The organism is Streptomyces sp. NPDC048636, from assembly GCF_040650655.1.
Lineage (GTDB): Bacteria > Actinomycetota > Actinomycetes > Streptomycetales > Streptomycetaceae > Streptomyces.
Genome location: NZ_JBEZHR010000002.1, coordinates 122,095 through 144,105 on the forward strand (window position 1 = coordinate 122,095; position 22,011 = coordinate 144,105).

The window sequence follows — 22,011 nt, forward strand, 5'->3', positions numbered from 1 at the left end:
TCGGCGGTGAGTGCCAGCAGTGCGGGTCAGCGGCGGGTGTCAGTGGTGCGGGTCAGCGGTAGAGGGCGGGCCGCTCGATCATCTCCACGGCCGTGCGCTCACCGGTCTTCTGGGCCCGCAGCCCCGCCTCGCAGACGGCGGCCGCGGCATAGCCGTCCCAGGTGCTGGGGCCCTCGACCACCCCGCGCCGGGTGGCGTCGACCCATGCCTGCACCTCCCGGTCGTACGCCTCCTCGAAGCGGGCCACGAAGTCCGGGGCGATCTCGCCGCCCCAGGCGCCGGGGCGGTTGACCAGCATCCCGTGGGCGTCGCCGACCCGTGCGGTGCCGCGTTCGCAGACCGCCTCGGTCTGCACCTGGTAGCCGAAGCCGCAGGTGGCGAACATCTCGACGTTGACGAGGGCGCCACCGCTGGTCTCGAAGATCACCAACTGGGGGTCGCTGAGCCCCTCGGGCGCGTTCGCGTTGGGCGTCGGCTTGAGCACCGTCACCGTGGTGATCTCCTGCTCCAGCAGCCAGCGCGACTGGTCCATCTCATGCACCACCGAGTCGCTGATCAGCATCTCGGTGGTGAAGTAGGAGTGCACCGAGGCATTGCGGTGCCGGCAGTGCAGCATCAGCGGACGGCCCAGCTCGCCGGCGGCCAGCAGCGCCTTGAGCTTCATGAACTCGGAGTCGTAGCGGCGCATGAAGCCGACCTGGACCCGGCGGTGGCCCAGCTTCTGCTCGGCCTCCAACACCCGCAGCGCGGACGTCGAATCCGGGGTGAGCGGCTTCTCGCAGAGCACCGGCAGATCCCGCTCGAACGCGCTCAGCAGCGCGTCCTCATGCGCGGGTCCGGGCGAGGCGATCAGGACGGCGTCCACACCCGGCGCGGCCATCGCGGCGGCCGGGTCGGTGAACGCGCGGCAGCCCTCGGCGGTGTCGGCGACCGAGGCGGCGCGCGCCTCGTCGACGTCGACCACGGCGGCCACCCGCGCGCCGCTGATCACGTCATTGATCCGGCGGACATGGTCGGCGCCCATCTTGCCGGTCCCGATGACGGCGATCCCGAGCGTCCCCTGCTGGGTCATATGCGGTCTCTTCTCTTTCTGCCGGTGTTGGTGTGCCGGGGCGGGGCGTCAGGCGCCGCAGGAGCGCAGGAAGCGACGGGTGCGCTCGGCGATCGGGAACGGCTGGTCGGGCGGGCAGGGGTACATGTCCTGCTCGACGATGGCGAACAGGTCCACGTCCAGCTTCTGGGCGGCGGCGAGGACCGGTGCCAGCTCGGGCACCCCGTTCGGCGGTTCGCACATCACCCCGCGCTGGACGGCCGGGCCGAACGGCACCCCGTTCTTCACCACATCGGCCAGGATCTCCGGGTCCACCTGCTTGAGGTGGAGATAGCCGATGCGCTCGCCGTAGGTCTCGATGAGCTTGACGCTGTCCCCGCCGCAGTAGGCGTAGTGCCCGGTGTCCAGACACAGGCCGACCAGGCCGGAGTCGGTCGCGTCCAGGAAACGGGCGACGTTCTCCTCGGTGTCGATATGGGTGTCGGCGTGCGGGTGGACGACGATCTCCAGCCCGTAGCGCTCCCGCACCTCACGGCCGAGCCGCTCCATGCCGGTGGACAGGTGGCGCCACTGCTCGGCGGTCAGCTCACGCGGCTCGATGATCTCGGCGGTCTTGTCGTCCCGCCAGAAGGAGGGGATGACCACCAGGTGCTTCGCGTTCATCGCCTGCGTCAGCTCGGCGACCTGGGAGACATGCGCCCAGGTGGCGTCCCAGACATCGGGTCCGCGGTGCAGCGAGGTGAAGACGGTGCCCGCCGAGACGGTGAGCCCGCGGCGGGAGGTCTCCTCGGTGAGCCGGGCCGGGTCGGTCGGCAGATAGCCGTACGGACCCAGTTCGATCCAGGAGTAGCCGGCCTCCGCGACCTCGTCGAGGAAGCGCTGCCAGGGGACCTGCTGCTCGTCGTCGGGGAACCACACCCCCCATGAGTCGGGGGCCGAGCCGACCCGGATGCGGTCCAGGGCGGGTACGGGAGAGGCGGCGGCAGTCATGGGGAGGGGTCTCCTCTCGCCGGTCATCGACGACCGGGGAAGGGGGCGGTGCGGATTTCTGTGCTCGCTGAGGGGATGGGTGCCCGCGTCGTACTGTTTTGGGCAGCTTCACGGTCCGGGCGGGCGGTCGTCAAGGGTTCGTCAGGACATTCGGACGTCATGTCAGAGGGGGAGCGGCGGACGCCTCAGGTGCTGGGCGTCTTCACCACCTCCGGCAGCTCCTCCACATCGACCCCGCGGACCTGCGCCAGCTCGTGCTTGAGGGCGGCCAGTTCGGCGCCACCCGCCATATGGTTGGTCAGCTCCTCGAGGCTGACGTTCTCACGGGAGGCGTTCAGCTCCAGGGCGCCCAGCCGGAGCACCGCGAAGTGATCGCCGACCATATAGGCGTGGTGCGGATTGTGGGTGATGAAGATGACGCCGAGCCCGCGCTCGCGCGCCGCCGCGATGTACTTGAGCACCACACCGGACTGTTTGACGCCGAGCGCCGCGGTGGGCTCGTCCAGGATCAGCACCCGGGCGCCGAAGTGGACGGCCCGCGCGATGGCCACGGACTGCCGCTGGCCGCCGGAGAGGGTGCCGATGGGCTGTTCCAGGTTGTCGAGGTGGATGCCCATCGCGGACAGCTCCTCGCCGGTGGTCCGCTTCATCCGCTCGATATCGAGGCGGCGGACCGGCCAGGGGCCCTTGGTCAGCTCGGAGCCGAGGAAGAAGTTCCGCCACACCGGCATCAGCGGCACGGTGGCCAGGTCCTGGTAGACGGTGGCGATGCCGAGGTTCAGCGCGTCACGGGGGTTGTTCAGCCGTACCGGTTCACCGTCGACGAGGTAGTCGCCCTCGTCGTGCTGGTGCAGTCCGGACACGATCTTGATGAGGGTGGACTTCCCGGCGCCGTTGTCGCCGAGGACGCAGGTGACCTTGCCCGGCCGGACGTCGAGGTCGATCCCCTCCAGGGCGCGGACGGTGCCGTAGAGCTTGCCGACGCCCTTGAGCCGGACGACCGGCTCATCGGCCCCGCCGGTCTTGGTGGTGTCCTTCGATGCCACGGTGATCACCTCCTGGCGGCCTGACGGCGCACCCACAGATTGACGAGCGTCGCGAGCAGCAGCATCACGCCCACGAAGAACTTGAACCAGTCGGGGTTCCAGTTGGCGTAGACGATGCCCTGGTTGACCATGCCGAAGATAAACGCCCCCAGGACCGCGCCGATCGCCGAGCCGTAGCCGCCGGTGAGCAGACAGCCGCCGATCACCGCCGCGATGATGTAGTAGAACTCGTTGCCGACGCCCTCGCCCGCCTGCACGGTGTTGTACTCGAAGAGCAGGTGCATACCGACGAACCAGGCGGCGAAGCCGACGGTCATAAAGAGAGCGATCTTGGTGAGGTTCACCGGGACGCCGACCGCCCGGGCGCTCTCCTTCGAACCGCCCGCCGCGAAGATCCAGTTGCCGAACTTGGTGCGCAGCAGCACCCAGGTGGCGATGGCCGCGAAGGCCAGCCACCACAGCACGGTCACCTTCACCTCGACGCCGAAGACGGTGACCTCGGAGGCGAAGACCGACTTGGCCTGGTCGAAGCCGTCCATGTCATTGATGGTGTCGGTGGCGACATTGCCGGTCAGCAGCTTGGTGATGGCCAGATTGGCGCCCTGGAGCATCAGGAAGCTGGCGAGCGTGACCAGGAAGCTGGGCAGTCCGGTGCGGATCAGCAGCAGTCCGTTGATCAGGCCCACGCCGAGCGAGACCAGCAGGGCGACGACCACACCCACCCAGACGTTGGCGGTCAGCTGGAAGCTCAGCATGGACGCGGCCAGCGCCGAGGAGGTGACGGCGACACCGGCCGACAGGTCGAACTCGCCGCCGATCATGAGCAGGGAGACGGCGAGCGCCATGATGCCCATGGTGGACGCCTGGTAGAGCACGGTGGCGAAGGAGTCGGCCTGCCGGAAGGTCGGGGCGACGGCGAAGAAGAAGATATAGACGCCGATGGCCGCGACCAGCGCGCCGATCTCCGGCCGGGCCAGCAGCCGCCGGGCCAGCGAGCGTTCGGGGGCCCGGCTCTTCGGCTCCCTGGCGGGGGAGGAGGCCGGCGGCGTGGCCGCCGCCGGCGTGACGGTATGGGTCATCGCTGGATCACCGCGTCCCCTTCTGTGCGAACTTCGCGATGGTGTCCACGTTGTCCTTGCTGACGAAGGCCGGGCCGGTCAGCACCGGCTCCTCGCCACCGCCGCTGAAGTTGCCGTTGTACCGGTAGAGCCACATGGAGTCGATCGCCAGATAGCCCTGGAGATAGGGCTGCTGGTCGACGGCGAACTGCACATCCCCGCTCTTCACGGCGGCGACGAGCTCCTTGTTGAGGTCGAACGTGGCGACCTTGGCCTTACCGCCCGCCTCCTCGGCGGACTGCACGGCGGTCAGCGCGAACGGGGCGCCGAGGGTGACCACATGGTCGATGCTGGAGTCCTGCTTGAGCTTGGCGGCGATGGTCGACTTCACCGACGGCATATCGGTGCCGTTGACGTAGAGGATGTCCGTCTTGCCCTTGAAGGTCTTCTTCACACCCGCGCACCGGGCCTCCAGGGCGACATGGCCCTGTTCCTGGATCACACAGATGTTGTGCTTGGCCTTCACCTCGTTCAGCCGCTTGCCGAACGCCTCACCGGCGATGGACTCGTCCTGCCCGAAGTACTCCAGCAGGCCCATCTCCTTCCACTGCTCCAGCCCGGCGTTGAAGGCGACCACCGGGATCCCGGCCTTCTTGGCCTTGGCTATCGCACCCTTCATCGCGTCCGGCTTGGCCAGCGTGATGGCGATCCCGTCGACCCTCTGGTCGATCGCGTTCTGGATCAGGCTGGCCTGGTCGGCACCGCTGGGGTTGCTGGAGTAGACGAGGTCGATGTTGTCCTTGGCCGCCGCGGCCTTGGCACCCTTGCGGACGGTGTCCCAGAAGGTGTCGCCCGGTGCCGCATGAGTGATCATCGCGATCTTGAGCCGGGGGGTGTTCGCCTTTCCGGCGACGATGTCGTCGTCGGCTTCCTGTGCCTTCTTACCGCCTTGACTGCTGCATCCCGCCGCGAGGAGGACGGTTGCGGTGGCGAGCGCGGCGAGTCCCGCTCCGCGGCGTCGGTTGATTCTGAGGTCCATCTGTTCCAGCACCTCTCAAGCCAGGTCCGTTGTTCACACGGCCGTTGCAGAACGGGAGCCAACTCCTCCCGGCCATCGGCTGTCAAGGGTTTGTCATGACAACATTTCATCTGGACGTAACGACGCGATAACGCCTGTCAGTCCCACCTCATCTTTACGTCCGAATGTAAGGACAAATTCTTGACAGGGAGGCCGGAGCACGTCTAGACCTGAAAGGGCCGGGCGTCGTCCGGTGTTCTGCACCACCACCCTGAGCTGCGTCTTTTCCCGAAGGGGCACGCATGAGTGAGCCGTACGACCTGATCACGATGGGCCGGATCGGAGTGGATCTCTATCCGCTCCAGACCGGTGTCCCTCTGCCGCAGGTCGAGTCGTTCGGAAAGTTCCTCGGCGGCTCGGCGACCAACGTCGCGGTCTCCGCCGCCCGGTTCGGCCGCCGCTCCGCGGTCATCAGCCGCACCGGCGCGGACCCGTTCGGTGACTACATCCACCAGGAACTGCGGGCGTTCGGGGTGGACGACCGGTTCGTCACCCCGGTCGAGGAGTACCCGACCCCGGTCACCTTCTGCGAGATCTTCCCGCCGGACGACTTCCCGCTGTACTTCTACCGCCGCCCCAAGGCGCCCGATCTGGAGATCCACCCCGGGGAACTGGACCTCGACGCGGTCCGCGCGGCCCGGATCTTCTGGATGACGGGCACCGGTCTGAGCGAGGAACCCAGCCGCGCCAGCACCCTCGCGGCCCTGGCCGCCCGCGCCAGGAGCGGCATCACCGTCTTCGACCTCGACTGGCGGCCGATGTTCTGGCGCGACCCGGACACCGCCCGCCCCTTCTACACCGAGGCACTGCGCCATGCCACGGTCGCCGTCGGCAATGTGGACGAGTGCGAGATCGCCACCGGTGTCCGCGAACCCACCGACTGCGCGGAGGCGCTGCTGGCGGCCGGAGTTGAACTGGCCGTCGTCAAACAGGGGCCCAAGGGCGTCCTCGCCGTGCACCGGGACGGCACCACCGCCGAGGTCCCGCCCGTCCCGGTGGAGGTGGTCAACGGGCTCGGCGCGGGCGACGCGTTCGGCGGCGCCCTGTGCCACGGCCTGCTCTCCGGCTGGGACCTGGAACGGATCATGCGGTACGCCAATGTGGCGGGGGCCATCGTCGCGTCCCGGCTCGCCTGCTCCTCGGCGATGCCGACGGCGGCCGAGGTCGAGGCCCTGCTCAAGGGGGACTGACCGTGGCGCCGATGGGTGCCTCGGACCCTCCGGGTGCCCCCGGTCGGCCCGTGGGCGCCATTGGGTTCGCTGCTCTACCGGCGAGAGAGCCGAAGGGGCGAGCACGGTCGACCGTCGACAGCGGCTCCGGCGCCCCGGAGGCGAGCCGAGCCCCAAAAAAGAAGGGAAACACCCCTTGAGCATCAGCATCTCCGACCTCGTCACGGTGCGCAGCCGCCACCCCGAGGCCATCGCCGAGGCGGCCGCCCGCCGGGTCCGCCGTCCGCTGATCGGCGACCGCGGCCGGCTGATGATCGTGGCCGCCGACCACCCGGCACGCGGTGCCCTCGCCGTCGGAGACCACAAGCTGGCCATGGCCAACCGGTTCGAGCTGCTGGAGCGGCTGTGTACGGCGCTGTCCCGCCCCGGTGTCGACGGGGTGCTCGCGACCGCCGACATCCTGGAGGACCTGCTACTGCTCGGCGCCCTCGAGGGCAAGGTCGTGATGGGCTCGATGAACCGCGGCGGCCTGGCCGGTGCCACCTTCGAGCTGGACGACCGGTTCACCGGCCACCGCCCCCGGGACATCGCCCGCCTCCGCTTCGACGCGGGCAAGCTGCTGCTGCGGATCGACTACGCGGACGCGGGTTCGCTGACCACCATGGCCAGTACCGCCCGTGCCATCGACGAGATGGCCGAGCACCGGCTGCCGGTCTTCGTCGAACCGTTCATATCCCGGCGCATGGACGGCCGGGTCCGCAACGATCTGGGTGCCGAGGCCGTCACCAAGTCGATCGCCATCGCCTCCGGCCTCGCCGGGACCTCCGCCTACACCTGGCTGAAGGTGCCGGTGACCGATGACCCCGATGAGATGGCCGCCGTCATGGAGACCAGCACCCTTCCGGCGGTACTGCTCGGCGGTGAGGTGGGAAGGGACCAGGAGGGGGCGTACGAGCGATGGCGGAAGGCCCTGCGCCTGCCGACCGTCCAGGGCCTCGTCGTCGGCCGTTCGCTGCTCTATCCGGCGGAGGGCAGCGTCGAGACCGCCGTGGACACCGCCGTCGGACTGCTCTGACACGTCCCGCACCACGGGCCCCGCCCCTGGAGGAAAGGCAGAAACTGACGTCATGACCAGCACCGAGCCTTCGACCGGTTTCCATGTGCGGGCCGGTGAGGCGGCCGACGGCCCCTATGTGGTGGATATCGGCCCCGAGCGGGCCGGATGGGGATACTCCGCGCTGCGGGTGCTCGAGCTGCCGCCCGGCGGTTCGCACTCCCTGGCCACCGGTGACAGCGAGTGGATCGTGCTGCCGCTCAGCGGCGGCTGCACAGTGGTCACGGAGGGGGAGCTCTTCGAACTCCACGGCCGCGACAGCGTGTTCAGCGGAGTGAGCGACTTCGTCTATCTGCCGCGCGACACGCACGCGCGGATCGCCAGCGGCGCGGGCGGCCGCTTCGCGCTCACCGGCGCCCGCTGCGAGCGGCGGCTGCCCGCGCGCTACGGCCCCGCCTCGGAGGTCCCGGTCGAACTGCGCGGCACCGGTAACTGCTCCCGCCAGGTCAACAACTTCGGCGCGGCAGGGGTTTTCGCATGCGACAAGCTGATCGCCGTCGAGGTGCTGACCCCGGGCGGCAACTGGTCCTCGTACCCGCCGCACAAGCACGACGAGTGCCGTCCCGGTGAGGAGAGCGAGCTCGAGGAGATCTACTACTTCGAGATCGCCGAGGCCCATGGCAGCGAGGGCATCGGCTACCAGCGGGTCTCGCCGTCCGGCCGCGGCCGTGGCACCGATGTGCTGGCCGAGGTCCGCTCCGGAGACGCCGTTCTCATCCCGGACGGCTGGCACGGCCCGTCCATCGCCGCCCCCGGCCATGACATGTACTACCTCAATGTGATGGCGGGCCCGGAGGCGGAGCGCGCCTGGCTCATCTGTGACCACCCCGAGCACGCCTGGATCCGCTCCACCTGGCCGGACCAGCCCGTCGACCCCCGGCTCCCGCTCTATGAAGCCCCCGATCACGCCCCCGATGGAGGCCCCCGATGAACGCCTCGGCAGTGCGCCGTCTGACCGTCGCCCAGGCCCTGGTGGAGTTCCTGGCCCACCAGTACACCGAGCGGGACGGCCGGCGGCACCGACTGATCAACGCCACCTGGGGCATCTTCGGCCATGGCAATGTGGCCGGGATCGGGCAGGCGCTCCTGGAGTCCGGCCCGGCGGCGATGCCGTACCTCCAGGGCCGCAATGAACAGGCCATGGTGCACGCGGCCGTGGGCTTCGCCCGGCAGTCCAACCGGCTCGCCGCCCAGGCCGTCACCACCTCCATCGGCCCCGGCGCCACCAATCTGGTCACCGGCGCGGCGCTGGCCACCGTCAACCGGCTGCCGGTGCTGCTGCTGCCGGGCGACACCTTCGCCACCCGCCCCGCCGACCCGGTGCTCCAGCAGCTCGAACTCCCCTCCGCGGGTGATGTGTCGGTCAACGACTGTCTGCGCCCGGTCTCCCGCTACTTCGACCGGGTGACGCGTCCCGAGGCGCTGATCCCGGCCGCCCTGGCGGCCATGCGGGTGCTCACCGACCCGGCCGAGACCGGCGCGGTCACCCTCGCCCTGCCGCAGGACGTCCAGGCCGAAGCCTTCGACTGGCCCGAGGAGTTCTTCGCCGACCGGGTCTGGCAGGTACGCCGCCCGGCCGCCGATCCCACCGAACTCGCCGTCGCCGCCGAGGCGATCCGGTCCGCCCGCAGACCGCTGATCGTCGCGGGCGGCGGGGTCCACCACAGCGAGGCCGAGGACGCGCTGCGCGCCCTGGCCGACGCCACCGGGATCCCGGTCGCCTCCACCCAGGCGGGCAAGGGCTCGCTGCGCCATGACCACCCGGCCGACATCGGCGGGATCGGGCACACCGGCACCGCCGTCGCGGACGATCTCGCCCGCACCGCCGACCTGGTCATCGGCGTCGGCACCCGCTACAGCGACTTCACCACCGCCTCCGCGACCCTCTTCGCCGAGCCCGCGGTCCGCTTCGTCAACCTCAACATCACCCCGTTCGACGCCCACAAGCTGGGCGCCACCACCCTGGTGGCCGACGCCCGCGCCGGTCTCGAGGCGCTCACCCGCGAACTGTCCGGCCACCGGGTCGACGAGACCTACGAGGCGGAGTACCGCACCGGCAAGACCGCCTGGGAGCGCCGGGTGGACGCCGCGTTCGCCGCCGGGAACGAGGGGGCACGCCCCTCGCAGACCCAGGTGCTGGGCGCGCTGGACGCGGTCGTCGGCGACGAGGACGTGGTGGTCAACGCGGCCGGATCGCTCCCCGGCGATCTCCACAAGCTGTGGCGCGCCCGCTCGCCCCGCCAGTACCACCTGGAGTACGGCTACTCCTGTATGGGCTACGAGATCCCCGGCGCCATCGGGGTACGGCTGGCCGCCCCCGACCGCCCGGTGTGGGCGCTGGTGGGCGACGGGACGTATCTGATGATGCCGACCGAGATCGTCACCGCGGTCCAGGAGGGCATCAACATCAATGTCGTCCTGCTCCAGAACCACGGCTACGCCTCCATCGGCGCCCTCTCGGAGGGGATCGGCGCCGAGCGGTTCGGCACCGCCTACCGTTTCCGGGCGGCCGACGGCACCTATACCGGCGATCCGCTGCCGGTGGATCTCGCCGCCAACGCCGCCTCGCTCGGTATGGATGTGCTGCGCGCCAAGAGCGTGGGCGAGCTGCGCGAGGCGCTGGCCGCGGCCCGCGCCTCGGACCGTCCCACATGTGTCTATGTGGAGACCGAAACAGCCGACACAGTGTCCGGCCCGCCCGAGGCGCAGGCATGGTGGGATGTGCCAGTCGCCGAGACCGCGACCCGGCCGGCCGCCGTGAAGGCCCGCGAGGACTACGACCGGCAGGCCGCCGCCCGCCGCCGCCACCTCTGACGTTTTTCGAGAGAAAGGCCCACCCATGAAGACCGTCAACCACTGGATCGGCGGCAAGGCCGTCGAGGGCGCGACCGGTCGCTTCGGTCCGGTCTACAACCCCGCCACCGGCGCCCAGGACACCCAGGTCGCCCTGGCCTCCGTGGACGAGGTCGACGCGGCGGTGGCCACCGCCAAGGAGGCGTTCCGCGTCTGGGGCGGGACGTCCCTGGCCAAGCGGACCGCGATCCTGTTCAAGTTCCGTGAGCTGGTCGTCGCCCACCGCGATGAGCTGGCCGAGCTGATCACCGCGGAGCACGGCAAGGTGCACTCCGACGCGCTGGGCGAGGTGGCCCGCGGTCTGGAGATCGTGGAGCTGGCCTGCTCGATCGCCGAGAAGCTCAAGGGCGAGCTGTCCACCCAGGTGTCGACCGGGGTCGATGTCTCCTCGATCCGCCAGCCGCTCGGTGTGGTCGCGGGCATCACCCCGTTCAACTTCCCGGCCATGGTGCCGATGTGGATGTTCCCGGTGGCCATCGCCTGCGGTAACACCTTCGTCCTCAAGCCCAGCGAGAAGGACCCGTCCGCCGCGGTCCGGCTGGCCGAGCTGGCCTTCGAGGCCGGGGTACCGGAGGGCGTGCTCAACGTCGTCCACGGCGACAAGGTGGCCGTGGACCGGCTGCTGGAGCACCCGGACATCGCCGCGGTCAGCTTCGTGGGTTCCACCCCGATCGCCCAGTACATCCAGGCCAAGGCCGTGGAGCACGGCAAGCGGGTACAGGCGCTCGGCGGCGCCAAGAACCACATGCTGGTGCTGCCCGACGCCGACCTGGACTTCGCCGCGGACAACGCCATCAACGCCGCCTACGGGTCGGCCGGTGAGCGCTGTATGGCGGTCTCGGTGGTCGTCGCGGTCGGGGACACCGGCGATGAGCTGGTGAAGAAGATCGCCGACCGCGCCGCCAAGCTCCGGATCGGCCCCGGCAACGACCCGGCCTCCGAGATGGGCCCGCTCATCACCAAGGAGCACCGCGAGAAGGTCGCCTCCTATGTGCGCGGGGCCGCGGCCCAGGGCGCCGAGGTGGTCGTGGACGGCACGGGCTACACGGTCGAGGGCCACGAGGACGGCTTCTTCATCGGTGTCTCGCTGCTGGACAAGGTGCCGACCACCGCCGACGCCTACCGCGACGAGATCTTCGGCCCGGTGCTGTGCGTGGTCCGCGCGGAGACCTACGACGAGGCCATCGAGCTGATCAACAGCTCCCGGTGGGGCAACGGCACCGCGATCTTCACCCGGGACGGCGGCGCCGCGCGCCGCTTCCAGCTCGAGGTGGAGGCGGGCATGGTCGGCGTCAATGTGCCGATCCCGGTGCCGGTGGGCTACCACTCCTTCGGCGGCTGGAAGGACTCGCTCTTCGGCGACCACCACATCTACGGCAATGACGGGGTGCACTTCTACACCCGCGGCAAGGTGGTCACCACCCGCTGGCCCGACCCCAGCGACGGCGGTATCAACCTGGGCTTCCCCAGCAACCACTGAGCGCGCCGCGCGTCCGTGACGAACCCCCCGTCGGCCCCCGGCCGACGGGGGGTTCGCGCGTCAGGGGACAGGCCACCGGAGAGTGCGTGGACGGCGCACAACCATCCGGAGGGTTGGCGGGTCTTCCTCGGTGTTCGCCCGAATAATGGGCGCAACGACCTACTCAGGGGGATTCATCATGTTTCGTGTGTTTCGTTCCTCGGCGGTGCGGGTCGGCTGCACGGCCGCGCTCGGCCTCGGGCTCGCCCTCGCCGCGAGCGCTCCCGCCTCCGCGCACCCGACCCGTACCGACCCCAACAACCGCTACACCGCCGAGGAGATCCACCACTTCCTGGAGGGCTTCTACGGCAACCACGGCCCGCGCCCCTGGGAGCGCGAGCACCTGGTCTCGGACCAGCTGAAGGAGGAGGCCGGTCAGAACCCCGGCTATGACGTGCTGCTGTGCGCGCAGAACACCCCCCGGCGGATCGACGTCGGCGAGGTGACCACGGCGCAGTCCGCGCGGGTCGGCTGGGCCACGGTCACCACCCACTGGCGCGGCTCCCCCGCCACCACCTCGTCCTTCACCGCCTATGTGGACCTCGACGGCAGCCGTCCGATGAAGCTGCTCGACGTGGACTGCGGTACGCCCGAGGGCTGATCGCGTCCCGCCGGGCCCGCGGTTTCGGTTCCACCGGACCGGAGCCTTAGTCTCGCCGTATGACCTGGTCGCGCGCGCTCAAGGAGACCGCGCGCGACGGGCTGTCCATCGAGCGCACCCGGCTGGAACCGCTGGTCGCGCTGCGCGGCGCGTGCGGGGTGGCGATCGTCGTCGGGCTGACCCTGTGGCTGGGGTCGCCGACGCTCGCGGTCTCCTCCGCGTTCGGCGCGTTCTCCGCCGGGATCGCCATCTTCCAGCGCAGCTGGCGGCCGCGTCCCGCGCTGGCGCTGGCCGCCGCGGCCGGTCTCGCGGTGAGCACCTTCCTGGGCTATCTGGCCGCCGCCCACACCGCCACCTTCGTTGTCATGCTCGCCGTCTGGACGCTGCTGACGGGGATGGCGTGGGCGGTCGGCCCCGTCTCCGGGCTGGTCGCGACCCAGATGGTCGCCGTGATGCTGGTGACCGTCACCCTTCCCACCTCGGTGGTCGGCGCCCTGGAGCACGCCGCGCTGATCGGCCTCGGCGGGGTCGTCCAGGCCGCGCTGATCGTGCTGTTCCCGGTGCGGCCGTGGGGCGTCCAGCGGGACGCGCTGGCCGACGCGCTCGCCGCCGTCGCCGACTACGCCCGGCGGCTGCGCCACGACCCGGTGGCGCCCTTCGACCCCACCCCGCTGATGGACGCGCGCAACGCCGCCGAGCTGACCCCGCGTCAGGCCCGGCGGCGCCCGCGCCAGCTGCGCGGCTACCGGCTGCTGGCCGAGCGGATCCGGCCGGTGCTCGCCTCGCTCGCCGACCCGGTCGTCGGCGCCGCGGCCGAGGGGCCCGAACGTGACCGGGCGCGTGAACTGCTGGGCGCCACCGCCACCGTGCTGGACGCCGTGGCCCACGCGATCCGCAAGGGCGCGCCGGTGCGGCTGCCGCCGGAGGCGATGGCGGTGCTGGAGGTGCCGCCGACCGGCCCCAAGCTGGACGGCGCCGCCCGCCGCGCCGCGCTGCGGCTGATGGCGCTGGTGAACGACGTGGTGGAGTCCTCCGACGAACCGGTCGAGACGGTGACCGCCGAGGGCGGCCGGGACCGTCGCTCCCTGGTGCGCCCCACCCCCGCCGGCGTGCTGCGGGTGTCCTGGCACGCGCTGCGCCGGGAGACCCGCTGGTCCTCACCGGTCGCGCGGCACGCGGTACGGGTCTCCGTGGTCGCCGTGACCGGCTATCTGCTGGCCACCGCGCTGCCCTTTGGCCACGGCTACTGGGCGCCGCTGACCTCGGTGATGGTGCTGCGCCCCGACTTCGGCCAGACCTTCTCGCGCGGGGTGGCCCGGTTCACCGGAACGCTGGCGGGGGTGCTGGTCGCCGGGGTGGCGGTGGCACTGGCCGACCCGGCCCCCTGGGTGAGCGCGCTGCTGGCGGTGGTGTGCGTCGGCTCGCTGTATCTGCTGATGCGCACGGGGTTCATCGTGGCCTCCGCGTGCATCGGCGCCTATGTGGTCTTCCTGCTCGGCATCGCGGGCGCGGCCCTGGGGCAGACGGTGCAGGCGCGGGTGGCGCTGACCCTGCTGGGCGGGGTGCTGGCGATGGCCGCGTATGTGGTCTTCCCGGCCTGGGAGACACCGCTGCTGCGGGACCGGCTGGCGGACTGGCTGACCGCCAACGGCCGTTACGCCACCGCCGTGTTCGACGCCCACGCCCGCCCCGCCGACCGCCGCCCCCGCCAGGTGCGCGAGGCGCTGCTGGACGCGCGGGCGGCACGGGCCGCCTGGGAGCAGCTGGAGGCGCGGGCGCAGCGGGAGCCGGTGCGCCACCGCGGGCTGTCCCGGCGCGCGGCCCGGGAGGCGCAGACCGCGGTGTCCACCACGGGGCGGGTCACCATGCTGCTGGAGGCGCACCTTCCGGACGGTGCCGCGCCCCCGTCCGCGGAGGCCGGGGAGTTCGCCGCGGCGCTGCGTACGGTGATGCCGGAGGCCGGTGCCGCGGTACGGGAGCGGCGGCCGCTGGACTGGGAGCCGCTGCGGGAGGTGCTGGAGCGCTGGCAGCGCCGGGCCGGGGACCGGCCCGGGGTGGCGGTACGCGGCGCCGAACTGCTGGTGGAGGCCCTGGAGGATCTGGCGGAGGCCCTGACGGCGCCCAAGCCGAGCCGCGGCTAGCTCTGTTGCCCGAGCCGGGCGGTGCCCAAGCCGGGCCGTCGCCGGGCTTGGTCATGGCTGGGCCACAGCCGTACCGCTGAACAGCCGTCCCAGGTGCAGATCGATCAGCTCCATGGCCTCCTCGGGGGTGTGCAGCTCCAGCAGGGTGTGCCCGGTGACCCCCTCGACCAGGGCCATCAGCAGGGACGCCTCACGCTCGGGGTCCCGGTCGGCGGCCACCTCGCCGCGTTCGACGCCACGTGCCACCTGTCCGGCGAAGAAGGCGCGGAGCGCGCGGGCGCCTTCCCGGGAGTGGGCGCGCGGCCCCTTGTCGTACAGCGCCCGGGTGAAGTAGGCGATCTGCACCAGATTGCCGATCCGGCTGTTCTCGTCCAGCGGCAGGATCTCCGCGAGCGTTTCCCGCAGCACGGTGCGCGGTGTCGGCTCGTCCGGCAGTGCCTCGATCCGGGCGCGGATCCGCCGCTCGGCGAGCTGCCCGATGTGGTCGAGCGCGAAGCCCAGCATCTCGTCCTTGCTGGTGAAGTAGTGCTGCAACTGACCGAGGGAGATGCCCGCCTCGGCCGCGACATCGCGCAGGCTCGCGCCTTCCAGACCGCGTGCGGCCGCGATCCGCCACAGCGCCTCGGCGATCAGCTTGCGCCGCTCTTCGTGATCCACCCGCTTGGGCACCCCGTGGTCCTCCCCGCGCCAACCCTTTTTGGCAAGTCACTTGTATTGCTATAGTAGCCCCGTTCGATACAGCTGACGTGAAAAGTTCACGGGGGACTCGCGATGCCCGAACTCAGGCCGCCGCGCCACCGCGTCGATCCACGAGCCCGCCGCTGGTGGACCGTGCAGGCCCTGCTCGCCGTCAGTGGCCCGGCGCTGCTGACCGCCCTCGCCCTGGCCGTCCTCTCGCTGCTCTTCTTCCCCGGCGCACTGCCCTGGCTCGGCCCGCTGCTGCTGGTGGTCCTGGTGCTGCCCGCCGTCGGCTATCTGTGGTTCATGCCGAAGTGGCGGTACACGGTGCACGCCTGGGAGCTGGGGGAGCGCGCGGTCTACGCGGCCGGCGGCTGGTTCTGGCGCACCCGGCGGATCGCCCCGCTCTCCCGGGTGCAGACCGTGGACACCGTACGCGGCCCCATCCAGCGGGCGTTCGGGCTGGCCACCGTCACCGTCACCACCGCCTCCACCGCGGGCGACATCCGGATCGCGGGGCTGTCCGACGCCGACGCCGAGGAGCTCTCGCGCCGGATCGGGGAGGCCGCCCAGCTGGTCCCCGGTGATGCCGCGTGACCGGCACCCCGCTGCCCGGGACGGCACCGGCACCGGCGCCCGAGTGGCGCTCCCTCGACCCGCGCACCGTCGCCGTCCACCTCAGCTGGATGGCCGCCCCGCTCGGCTCCCTCGGGCTGACCGCCCTGGCCACCCATGGACGGCTGGACGCCCGCGCCTGGATCACCCTCGGATGTATCGCCGCCGGTTTCGCCGTGGTCACCACCGGTGGGCTGCTGCGCTGGTGGCGCACCCGCTACCGGATCACCGCCGACGCCTTCGAACTGCGCACCGGGCTGTTCACCCGGCGGCTGCGCGCCGTCCCGCTGCACCGCATCCGCAATGTCGATCTGACCGCCCACCCGGTCCAGCGGCTCTTCGGCCTCACCGTGCTGCGGGCCGGGACCACGGCCGACAGCGCCGCGGGCGGCAGCGCGCTCACCCTGGAGGCGCTCACCCGCCCCGCCGCCGAGCGGCTCCGTGCCGAACTGCTGGCCCGCGCCGGGAGTACGGACACCGCCGGGGAGTCGGATCCGGTGCTCTCCACCGTCGACCGGCGCTGGCTGCGCTACGCCCCGCTCACCTTCTGGATCTTCGGTGGGGTCTTCGCCGTCCTCGGCACCGTCTGGCGGGTGCTCAGCGACGCCGGTGTCGAGCCCTGGCGGATCGGCGTGGTCCGCGACAGCTTCCAGGAGTTCGGCCGGAGCGCGCTGTGGCTCACCGCGCCGCTCGCCCTCCTCGGTATCGCCGCCGTCGGCAGCGTCGGCGCGGTGGTGCTGTACACCGAGAACTGGTGGAAGTACCGCCTGGAGTGGACGGACGCCAGCACCCTCCGTGTCCGCCGCGGACTGCTCACCACCCGCTCGGTCTCCTTCGAACGCTCCCGGCTGCGCGGTGCGGTGCTCCGCGAACCGCTGCTGCTGCGCCTGGGCGGCGGCGCCACCGTACGGGCGGTCGCGGGCGGCCTCGGCAGCCGTGAGGAGAACTGCAAACGCAGCCAGGTGCTGCCGCCCGCGCCGCGCGCCGAGGCGCTGCGGGTGGCAGCCGGAGTGACCGCGGCGGGACCCGGCGGCGACCCCACGGCGCTCTTCGACCGGCCCGCGCTGCGCCCCCACCCCGCCGCCGCCCGCCGCCGCCGGGTCTCCCGCGGGCTGCTCTGGGCCGTGCTGCCCGGCACCGCCGTCCTCGCCGTACTCGGCGCGCTGCTCACCCCGGTGCTGCTGTACTGCGGGCTCGGCTACGCCCTGCTGGCCACGCCCCTGGTGCTGGTGCTCGCCCGGGACGCCCACCGCTCCCTCGGCCATGCGGTGACCGGCCGTCATCTGCTGATCCGCTCGGGCACCTTCAGCCGGGACACCGTGGCCCTGGAGCGGGACGCCGTGCTCGCCTGGAGCTTCACCGACAACCCGCTGTCCCGGCGGGCCGGTCTCACCACCGTCACCGCCGCCGTCGCCGCGGGCCAGGAGGGTTATCGCGCCCCGGACATGGCCGCCGGGGACGCCGTCCCCTTCGCGGCCGCGGCCGCGAAGGGGATCCTTGACGAGTTCCTCGTGACCGGCGCGGACGGCACGGCGACGGCGGACCCGGTCAGTCCTTCCGGTCGCCGCCCTTGAGGCTCGCCCTCAGGAACTCCCGGTTCATCCGCGAGATCGACTGGAGCGGTATCCCCTTGGGACAGGCCACGGCGCACTCCCCGGTGTTGGTGCAGCCGCCGAAGCCCTCCGCGTCCATCGTCTCCACCATGTCCAGCACCCGGGACTCGCGCTCCGGCGCACCCTGCGGCAGCGCGTTGAGATGCACCACCTTCGCCGAGGTGAAGAGCATCGCCGAGCCATTGGGGCAGGCCGCCACACAGGCCCCGCACCCGATGCACTCGGCGTGCTCGAAGGCGAGGTCCGCCACCGGTTTGGGCACCGGGGTGGCGTGCGCCTCCGGGGCGCTGCCGGTCGGCACGGAGATGAACCCGCCCGAGCCGATGATCCGGTCGAACGCCGACCGGTCCACCACCAGATCCTTCACCACGGGGAACGCGGCGGCCCGCCAGGGTTCCACGTCGATGGTGTCGCCGTCCGCGAACTGCCGCATATGGAGCTGACAGGTGGTGGTGCGCTCGGGGCCGTGCGCCTGCCCGTTGATCACCATGCCGCAGGCGCCGCAGATGCCCTCACGGCAGTCGTGGTCGAAGGCGACCGGCTCGTCCCCGCGGAGGATCAGCTCCTCGTTGAGGGTGTCGAGCATCTCCAGGAAGGACATCTCCGGTGCGATACCGCTGACCTCGTAGGTGGTCAGGGCGCCCGGCTCCTCGGGGCCGCGCTGGCGCCAGATCCGCAGGGTGAGCCTCATGCGTAGCTCCGTCGGGTGGGGTGGACGACATCGAAGGTCAGCTCTTCGCGGTGGAGTACGGGCGGGTCACCGGTGCCCGCGAACTCCCAGGCCGCCGCGTACGAGAAGGTCTCGTCCCGCCGCTCCGCCTCGCCTTCCGCGGTCCGGCTCTCCTCCCGGAAGTGGCCGCCGCAGGACTCCTCGCGGTGCAGCGCGTCCAGACACATCAGCTCGGCGAGCTCCAGGTAGTCGACGACCCGGTTGGCCTTCTCCAGTGCCTGGTTCAGCTCCGCACCGCTGCCCGGCACCCTGATCCGGCGCCAGAACTCCTCGCGCAGCGCGGGGATGCGGTCCAGCGCCTTGCGCAGTCCGCTCTCGCCGCGGGCCATCCCGCATTCGTCCCACAGCAGTTCGCCCAGCTCACGGTGGAAGGAGTCGGGGGTGCGGTCGCCGTCGTTCGCCAGCAGCCGGCGCAGCCGGTCGGACACCTCCGCCACCGCACCGGTCACCGCCGGATGGGCCGGGTCGACCTCGGCGGTCTCACCGTGGGGATGGCGGGCCAGATAGTCGTTGATGGTGGCGGGGAGCACGAAATAGCCGTCCGCCAGCCCCTGCATCAGGGCCGAGGCGCCGAGCCGGTTGGCGCCGTGGTCGGAGAAGTTGGCCTCGCCGATCGCGAACAGACCGGGCACAGTGGTCTGGAGGTCGTAGTCGACCCACAGCCCGCCCATCGTGTAGTGGATCGCCGGATAGATCCGCATCGGCACCCGGTAGGGATCCTCCGCGGTGATCCGCTCGTACATCTCGAAGAGGTTGCCGTACCTCTCCGCCACCGCCGCGCGCCCCATCCGCGCGATGGCGTCGGCGAAGTCCAGATAGACGCCCTGGCCGCCGGGACCGACCCCGCGCCCCTCGTCGCATACGTTCTTCGCGGCGCGGGAGGCGATATCGCGCGGCACCAGATTGCCGAACGCCGGATAGATCCGCTCCAGGTAGTAGTCGCGCTCCCGCTCCGGGATCTCCTCCGGCGGCCGGGTGTCGCCCTTCGCCTTCGGCACCCAGATCCGGCCGTCGTTGCGCAGCGACTCGCTCATCAGCGTCAGCTTGGACTGGTGGTCACCGGAGCGCGGGATACAGGTGGGGTGGATCTGGGTGAAGCAGGGGTTGGCGAAGTACGCACCGCGCCGGTGCGCCCGCCAGATCGCGGTGGCGTTGGAGTTCTTGGCGTTCGTCGACAGATAGAAGACATTGCCGTAGCCGCCGGAGGCGAGCACCACCGCGTCGGCGAGATGGGTGGAGATCCGCCCGGTGATCAGGTCCCGGGCCACGATGCCGCGCGCCCGGCCGTCGACCACGATCAGATCCAGCATCTCGGTGCGCGCGTGCATCTCCACCCGGCCCGCGGCGATCTGCCGGGACAGCGCCTGGTACGCGCCGAGCAGCAGCTGCTGGCCGGTCTGGCCGCGGGCGTAGAAGGTGCGGGAGACCTGCACCCCGCCGAACGAGCGGGTGTCCAGCAGCCCGCCGTACTCCCGGGCGAACGGCACGCCCTGCGCCACGCACTGGTCGATGATCTCCACCGACACCTCGGCCAGCCGGTGCACATTGGACTCGCGGGCGCGGAAGTCACCGCCCTTGACGGTGTCGTAGAAGAGCCGTCGGATCGAGTCGCCGTCGTTGCGGTAGTTCTTGGCGGCGTTGATTCCGCCCTGCGCGGCGATGGAATGGGCCCGGCGCGGGGAGTCCTGGTAGCAGAACTGCACCACCTGGTAGCCCTGTTCGGCCAGGGTCGCCCCGGCCGCGCCGCCCGCCAGCCCGGTGCCCACGACGATGACCCGGCAGCCGCGCCGGTTGGCCGGGTTGACCAGCTTCGCCTCGAAGCGGCGGCGGTTCCAGCGCTCCTCGATCGGACCGTCCGGCGCGGTGGTGTCGGCGATCGGCTCACCGGTCCGGTAGTCGGTGTACGCGCTCATATCAGCTCACCACTCCACTCATCACGCCCACCGGTACGGCGATGAAGCCGCAGGTCAACAGGGCGGCCAGAACATTCGCGGCCGTCTTCAGGGCCTTGTCGCGGCGGGGCCGCCCCGCGCCGAGGGTCTGGGCCGCGCTCCAGAAGCCGTGCCGGATGTGCAGACCGAGGGCGAGCATCGCCGTGATGTAGAGGGCGTTGCCGTACCAGGTGGAGAAGGTCGCCACCACGTTCTGGTACGGATGGCCGGGCTCGGCCCGCTCGTTCACCGTGAGCGTGGTCAGGTCCAGGATGTGCCAGACGAGGAACAGCCCGAGGATCACCCCGCCCCAGCGCATGGTGCGGGTGGCGTAGCTCGTCCGCGCCCGCTGATGGGCGTAGCGGCGCGGGCGGGCGGCCAGGTCGCGGCGGCTGAGCTGCGCCGCGGCCACCGCGTGCAGCACCACGGCGGTCAGCAGCGCCAGCCGGGCCAGCCACAGGAACCCCTCGTGGGGGAGGAACGGTTCGCCGAGCGTCCGCAGCCAGTGGGCGTAGCCGTTGAGGTCGTCGGGGCCGAGGAAGACCTTCAGGTTGCCGAGCATATGGGCCACCAGATAGGCCAGCATGATCAGCCCGGTGACGGCCATCACCGCCTTCTTGCCGACGGTCGAGCGCCAGACGGAGCCGATGAACGACGGCTTCCGCGGCGGCTTCCGTGGCTGGTTTCGCGACGGCCCCCGCGGGGGCTCGCCCGGGACCTCTCGCCGAGGGCCGGGCCCGGGGTGGTCCGCGTCCGTGCGTGTCGCCAGTGCCATGTCATCGACGCTAAGCAGCCCCGTGTGATTCGTCCAAGACATGATGTGGCTGGTTTCCATAGGACCGGGCTATCATCGCTGCGTGCGACTCCAGCAGCTCCGCTATTTCGCCACCGTCGCGGACACCCGCCACTTCACCCGCGCCGCCGAGCTGCTGCATATCGCCCAGCCCTCGCTGTCCCAGCAGATCAGAACGCTGGAACGGGAACTGGGTGCCGAGCTCTTCCACCGCGCCCGCGGCAATATCGCGCTCACCGACGCGGGGGAAGCGCTGCTGCCGCTGGCCCGCCAGATCCTCGCGGACACCGAGACCGCCCACCGCGAGGTCCAGGAGGTCGCCCAGCTCCGGCGCGGCCGGGTACGGCTCGGTGCCCCGCCCAGCCTGTGCGCCAGCCTCGTCCCCGATGTGCTGCGCCGCTTCCATGACGCGTTCCCGGGGATCGAGCTGTTCGTGCACGAGGGCGGTTCCCAGGACCTGGTGCGCAGCCTGGCCGCCGGTGAGCTGGATCTCGCCCTGATCATCACCCCGCTGGCGGGCCAGGCCCCGGCGCTGGCCGCCACCGAGCTGCTGCGCGAGGAGCTGGTGGTGGCCTCCTCGCCCGCCTCCCCGCCACCCACCCGGCGCCGCCGGATCAGGGTGGAGGATCTGCGGGACCAACCGCTTGTGATGTTCCGGCGCGGCTACGACCTGCGGGAGTTCACCACAAGCGCCTGCCGGGCGGCCGGGTTCGAGCCCACCTTCGCGGTCGAGGGCGGCGAGATGGACGCGGTGCTCGGCTTCGTCCGCGCCGGGCTCGGCATCGCCGTCCTGCCGGGGATGGTGGCCGAGCGGTCCGGGCTGCGGATCACCCCGTTCGCGGGCCACCGGATGCGGCGGACCATCGCGGTGGCCCACCGCAAGGACGTCGCCCCACCCCGCGCCGCGCGCGAACTGCGCCGCGTGCTGCTGGAACACCTCCGCACGGCGAGCGAGGGCGCAGGCGAGGGCCTGCCACCCAGTACGACCCTGCTACCCGCCGATCCGGCCGATCCGGTGGGGTAGCCGGGGC

At 71.4% G+C, this 22,011-nt stretch carries 19 protein-coding genes; 10 read left to right on the top strand and 9 right to left on the bottom strand.

Annotated features, from left to right (window positions below; translation table 11 throughout):
• Positions 1 to 52: 52 nt before the first annotated feature.
• The 5 genes from AB0C66_RS06420 to AB0C66_RS06440 form a co-directional block, all read right to left on the bottom strand.
• A complete protein-coding gene (locus tag AB0C66_RS06420; protein WP_362433654.1) occupies positions 53 to 1,072 on the bottom strand; it encodes a Gfo/Idh/MocA family oxidoreductase in 1,020 nt (339 codons plus the stop codon).
• Between the two features lie 48 nt (positions 1,073 to 1,120).
• The gene (locus AB0C66_RS06425; protein WP_362433656.1) at positions 1,121 to 2,041 is read right to left on the bottom strand and encodes a sugar phosphate isomerase/epimerase; all 921 of its coding nucleotides are present in this window, start codon (positions 2,039 to 2,041) and stop codon (positions 1,121 to 1,123) included.
• Between the two features lie 185 nt (positions 2,042 to 2,226).
• Positions 2,227 to 3,087 carry an ATP-binding cassette domain-containing protein gene (locus AB0C66_RS06430; RefSeq protein WP_362433659.1) on the bottom strand — a complete coding sequence of 287 codons (861 nt, stop codon included), beginning with the start codon at positions 3,085 to 3,087 and terminating at the stop codon, positions 2,227 to 2,229.
• Positions 3,088 to 3,092: 5 nt separating this feature from the next.
• Positions 3,093 to 4,166, bottom strand: coding sequence for an ABC transporter permease (locus tag AB0C66_RS06435; RefSeq protein ID WP_362433661.1), 1,074 nt, complete (start codon positions 4,164 to 4,166; stop codon positions 3,093 to 3,095).
• Positions 4,167 to 4,173: 7 nt separating this feature from the next.
• A complete protein-coding gene (locus AB0C66_RS06440; RefSeq protein WP_362433663.1) occupies positions 4,174 to 5,184 on the bottom strand; it encodes a substrate-binding domain-containing protein in 1,011 nt (336 codons plus the stop codon).
• A gap of 281 nt (positions 5,185 to 5,465) precedes the next feature.
• Here AB0C66_RS06440 and iolC point away from each other — a divergent pair, with 281 nt between their 5' ends.
• From iolC to AB0C66_RS06475, 7 genes are all read left to right on the top strand, one after another.
• Positions 5,466 to 6,413: a 5-dehydro-2-deoxygluconokinase gene (iolC, locus tag AB0C66_RS06445; RefSeq protein ID WP_362433666.1), complete on the top strand. Its 948-nt coding sequence runs from the start codon at positions 5,466 to 5,468 to the stop codon at positions 6,411 to 6,413.
• 175 nt (positions 6,414 to 6,588) lie between these two features.
• Positions 6,589 to 7,467 (top strand): deoxyribose-phosphate aldolase, encoded by an 879-nt coding sequence (locus AB0C66_RS06450; RefSeq protein WP_362433668.1) that lies wholly within the window; start codon positions 6,589 to 6,591, stop codon positions 7,465 to 7,467.
• A 52-nt stretch (positions 7,468 to 7,519) separates the two neighbouring features.
• Positions 7,520 to 8,437, top strand: coding sequence for a 5-deoxy-glucuronate isomerase (gene iolB, locus AB0C66_RS06455; protein ID WP_362433670.1), 918 nt, complete (start codon positions 7,520 to 7,522; stop codon positions 8,435 to 8,437).
• The gene (gene iolD / locus AB0C66_RS06460) at positions 8,434 to 10,320 is read left to right on the top strand and encodes a 3D-(3,5/4)-trihydroxycyclohexane-1,2-dione acylhydrolase (decyclizing) (protein WP_362433673.1); all 1,887 of its coding nucleotides are present in this window, start codon (positions 8,434 to 8,436) and stop codon (positions 10,318 to 10,320) included. The genes iolB and iolD overlap by 4 nt, the downstream gene beginning before the upstream one ends.
• A gap of 25 nt (positions 10,321 to 10,345) precedes the next feature.
• On the top strand, positions 10,346 to 11,839 hold the full coding sequence (locus AB0C66_RS06465; protein WP_362433675.1) for a CoA-acylating methylmalonate-semialdehyde dehydrogenase: 1,494 nt from the start codon (positions 10,346 to 10,348) through the stop codon (positions 11,837 to 11,839).
• 178 nt (positions 11,840 to 12,017) lie between these two features.
• Entirely contained in the window at positions 12,018 to 12,479 is a 462-nt protein-coding gene (locus AB0C66_RS06470; protein WP_362433677.1) for a hypothetical protein, read from the top strand.
• Between the two features lie 59 nt (positions 12,480 to 12,538).
• Positions 12,539 to 14,620 (top strand): FUSC family protein, encoded by a 2,082-nt coding sequence (locus AB0C66_RS06475; protein ID WP_362433680.1) that lies wholly within the window; start codon positions 12,539 to 12,541, stop codon positions 14,618 to 14,620.
• A gap of 51 nt (positions 14,621 to 14,671) precedes the next feature.
• Here AB0C66_RS06475 and AB0C66_RS06480 read toward each other — a convergent pair whose 3' ends face one another.
• A complete protein-coding gene (locus AB0C66_RS06480) occupies positions 14,672 to 15,277 on the bottom strand; it encodes a TetR family transcriptional regulator C-terminal domain-containing protein (protein ID WP_362433683.1) in 606 nt (201 codons plus the stop codon).
• A gap of 114 nt (positions 15,278 to 15,391) precedes the next feature.
• On the opposite strand from AB0C66_RS06480, the gene AB0C66_RS06485 reads away from it, so the two are divergent.
• Positions 15,392 to 15,895 carry a PH domain-containing protein gene (locus AB0C66_RS06485; protein ID WP_362433687.1) on the top strand — a complete coding sequence of 168 codons (504 nt, stop codon included), beginning with the start codon at positions 15,392 to 15,394 and terminating at the stop codon, positions 15,893 to 15,895.
• Complete coding sequence (locus AB0C66_RS06490) at positions 15,892 to 17,487, top strand: PH domain-containing protein (protein WP_362433689.1); 1,596 nt, start codon at positions 15,892 to 15,894, stop codon at positions 17,485 to 17,487. The genes AB0C66_RS06485 and AB0C66_RS06490 overlap by 4 nt, the downstream gene beginning before the upstream one ends.
• Here the strand turns inward: AB0C66_RS06490 and AB0C66_RS06495 are convergent.
• The 3 genes from AB0C66_RS06495 to AB0C66_RS06505 are packed head-to-tail and all read right to left on the bottom strand — an operon-like array spanning position 17,462 to position 20,794.
• Complete coding sequence (locus tag AB0C66_RS06495; RefSeq protein WP_362433692.1) at positions 17,462 to 18,217, bottom strand: succinate dehydrogenase/fumarate reductase iron-sulfur subunit; 756 nt, start codon at positions 18,215 to 18,217, stop codon at positions 17,462 to 17,464. The genes AB0C66_RS06490 and AB0C66_RS06495 overlap by 26 nt on opposite strands.
• Complete coding sequence (locus tag AB0C66_RS06500) at positions 18,214 to 20,169, bottom strand: fumarate reductase/succinate dehydrogenase flavoprotein subunit (protein ID WP_362433693.1); 1,956 nt, start codon at positions 20,167 to 20,169, stop codon at positions 18,214 to 18,216. The genes AB0C66_RS06495 and AB0C66_RS06500 overlap by 4 nt, the downstream gene beginning before the upstream one ends.
• Before the next feature lies 1 nt (position 20,170).
• The gene (locus AB0C66_RS06505; RefSeq protein WP_362435512.1) at positions 20,171 to 20,794 is read right to left on the bottom strand and encodes a succinate dehydrogenase; all 624 of its coding nucleotides are present in this window, start codon (positions 20,792 to 20,794) and stop codon (positions 20,171 to 20,173) included.
• A gap of 250 nt (positions 20,795 to 21,044) precedes the next feature.
• On the opposite strand from AB0C66_RS06505, the gene AB0C66_RS06510 reads away from it, so the two are divergent.
• Positions 21,045 to 22,004 (top strand): LysR substrate-binding domain-containing protein, encoded by a 960-nt coding sequence (locus tag AB0C66_RS06510; protein ID WP_362433695.1) that lies wholly within the window; start codon positions 21,045 to 21,047, stop codon positions 22,002 to 22,004.
• The last annotated feature ends 7 nt before the right edge of the window (positions 22,005 to 22,011 follow it).

Coding starts and splice junctions, on each gene's coding strand:
- AB0C66_RS06420 (WP_362433654.1), bottom strand. CDS start 1,072: ATGACCCAGCAGGGGACGCTCGGGATCGCCGTCATCGGGACCGGCAAG.
- AB0C66_RS06425 (WP_362433656.1), bottom strand. CDS start 2,041: ATGACTGCCGCCGCCTCTCCCGTACCCGCCCTGGACCGCATCCGGGTC.
- AB0C66_RS06435 (WP_362433661.1), bottom strand. CDS start 4,166: ATGACCCATACCGTCACGCCGGCGGCGGCCACGCCGCCGGCCTCCTCC.
- AB0C66_RS06440 (WP_362433663.1), bottom strand. CDS start 5,184: ATGGACCTCAGAATCAACCGACGCCGCGGAGCGGGACTCGCCGCGCTC.
- iolC (WP_362433666.1), top strand. CDS start 5,466: ATGAGTGAGCCGTACGACCTGATCACGATGGGCCGGATCGGAGTGGAT.
- iolB (WP_362433670.1), top strand. CDS start 7,520: ATGACCAGCACCGAGCCTTCGACCGGTTTCCATGTGCGGGCCGGTGAG.
- iolD (WP_362433673.1), top strand. CDS start 8,434: ATGAACGCCTCGGCAGTGCGCCGTCTGACCGTCGCCCAGGCCCTGGTG.
- AB0C66_RS06465 (WP_362433675.1), top strand. CDS start 10,346: ATGAAGACCGTCAACCACTGGATCGGCGGCAAGGCCGTCGAGGGCGCG.
- AB0C66_RS06470 (WP_362433677.1), top strand. CDS start 12,018: ATGTTTCGTGTGTTTCGTTCCTCGGCGGTGCGGGTCGGCTGCACGGCC.
- AB0C66_RS06475 (WP_362433680.1), top strand. CDS start 12,539: ATGACCTGGTCGCGCGCGCTCAAGGAGACCGCGCGCGACGGGCTGTCC.
- AB0C66_RS06485 (WP_362433687.1), top strand. CDS start 15,392: ATGCCCGAACTCAGGCCGCCGCGCCACCGCGTCGATCCACGAGCCCGC.
- AB0C66_RS06495 (WP_362433692.1), bottom strand. CDS start 18,217: ATGAGGCTCACCCTGCGGATCTGGCGCCAGCGCGGCCCCGAGGAGCCG.
- AB0C66_RS06500 (WP_362433693.1), bottom strand. CDS start 20,169: ATGAGCGCGTACACCGACTACCGGACCGGTGAGCCGATCGCCGACACC.
- AB0C66_RS06505 (WP_362435512.1), bottom strand. CDS start 20,794: ATGGCCGTCACCGGGCTGATCATGCTGGCCTATCTGGTGGCCCATATG.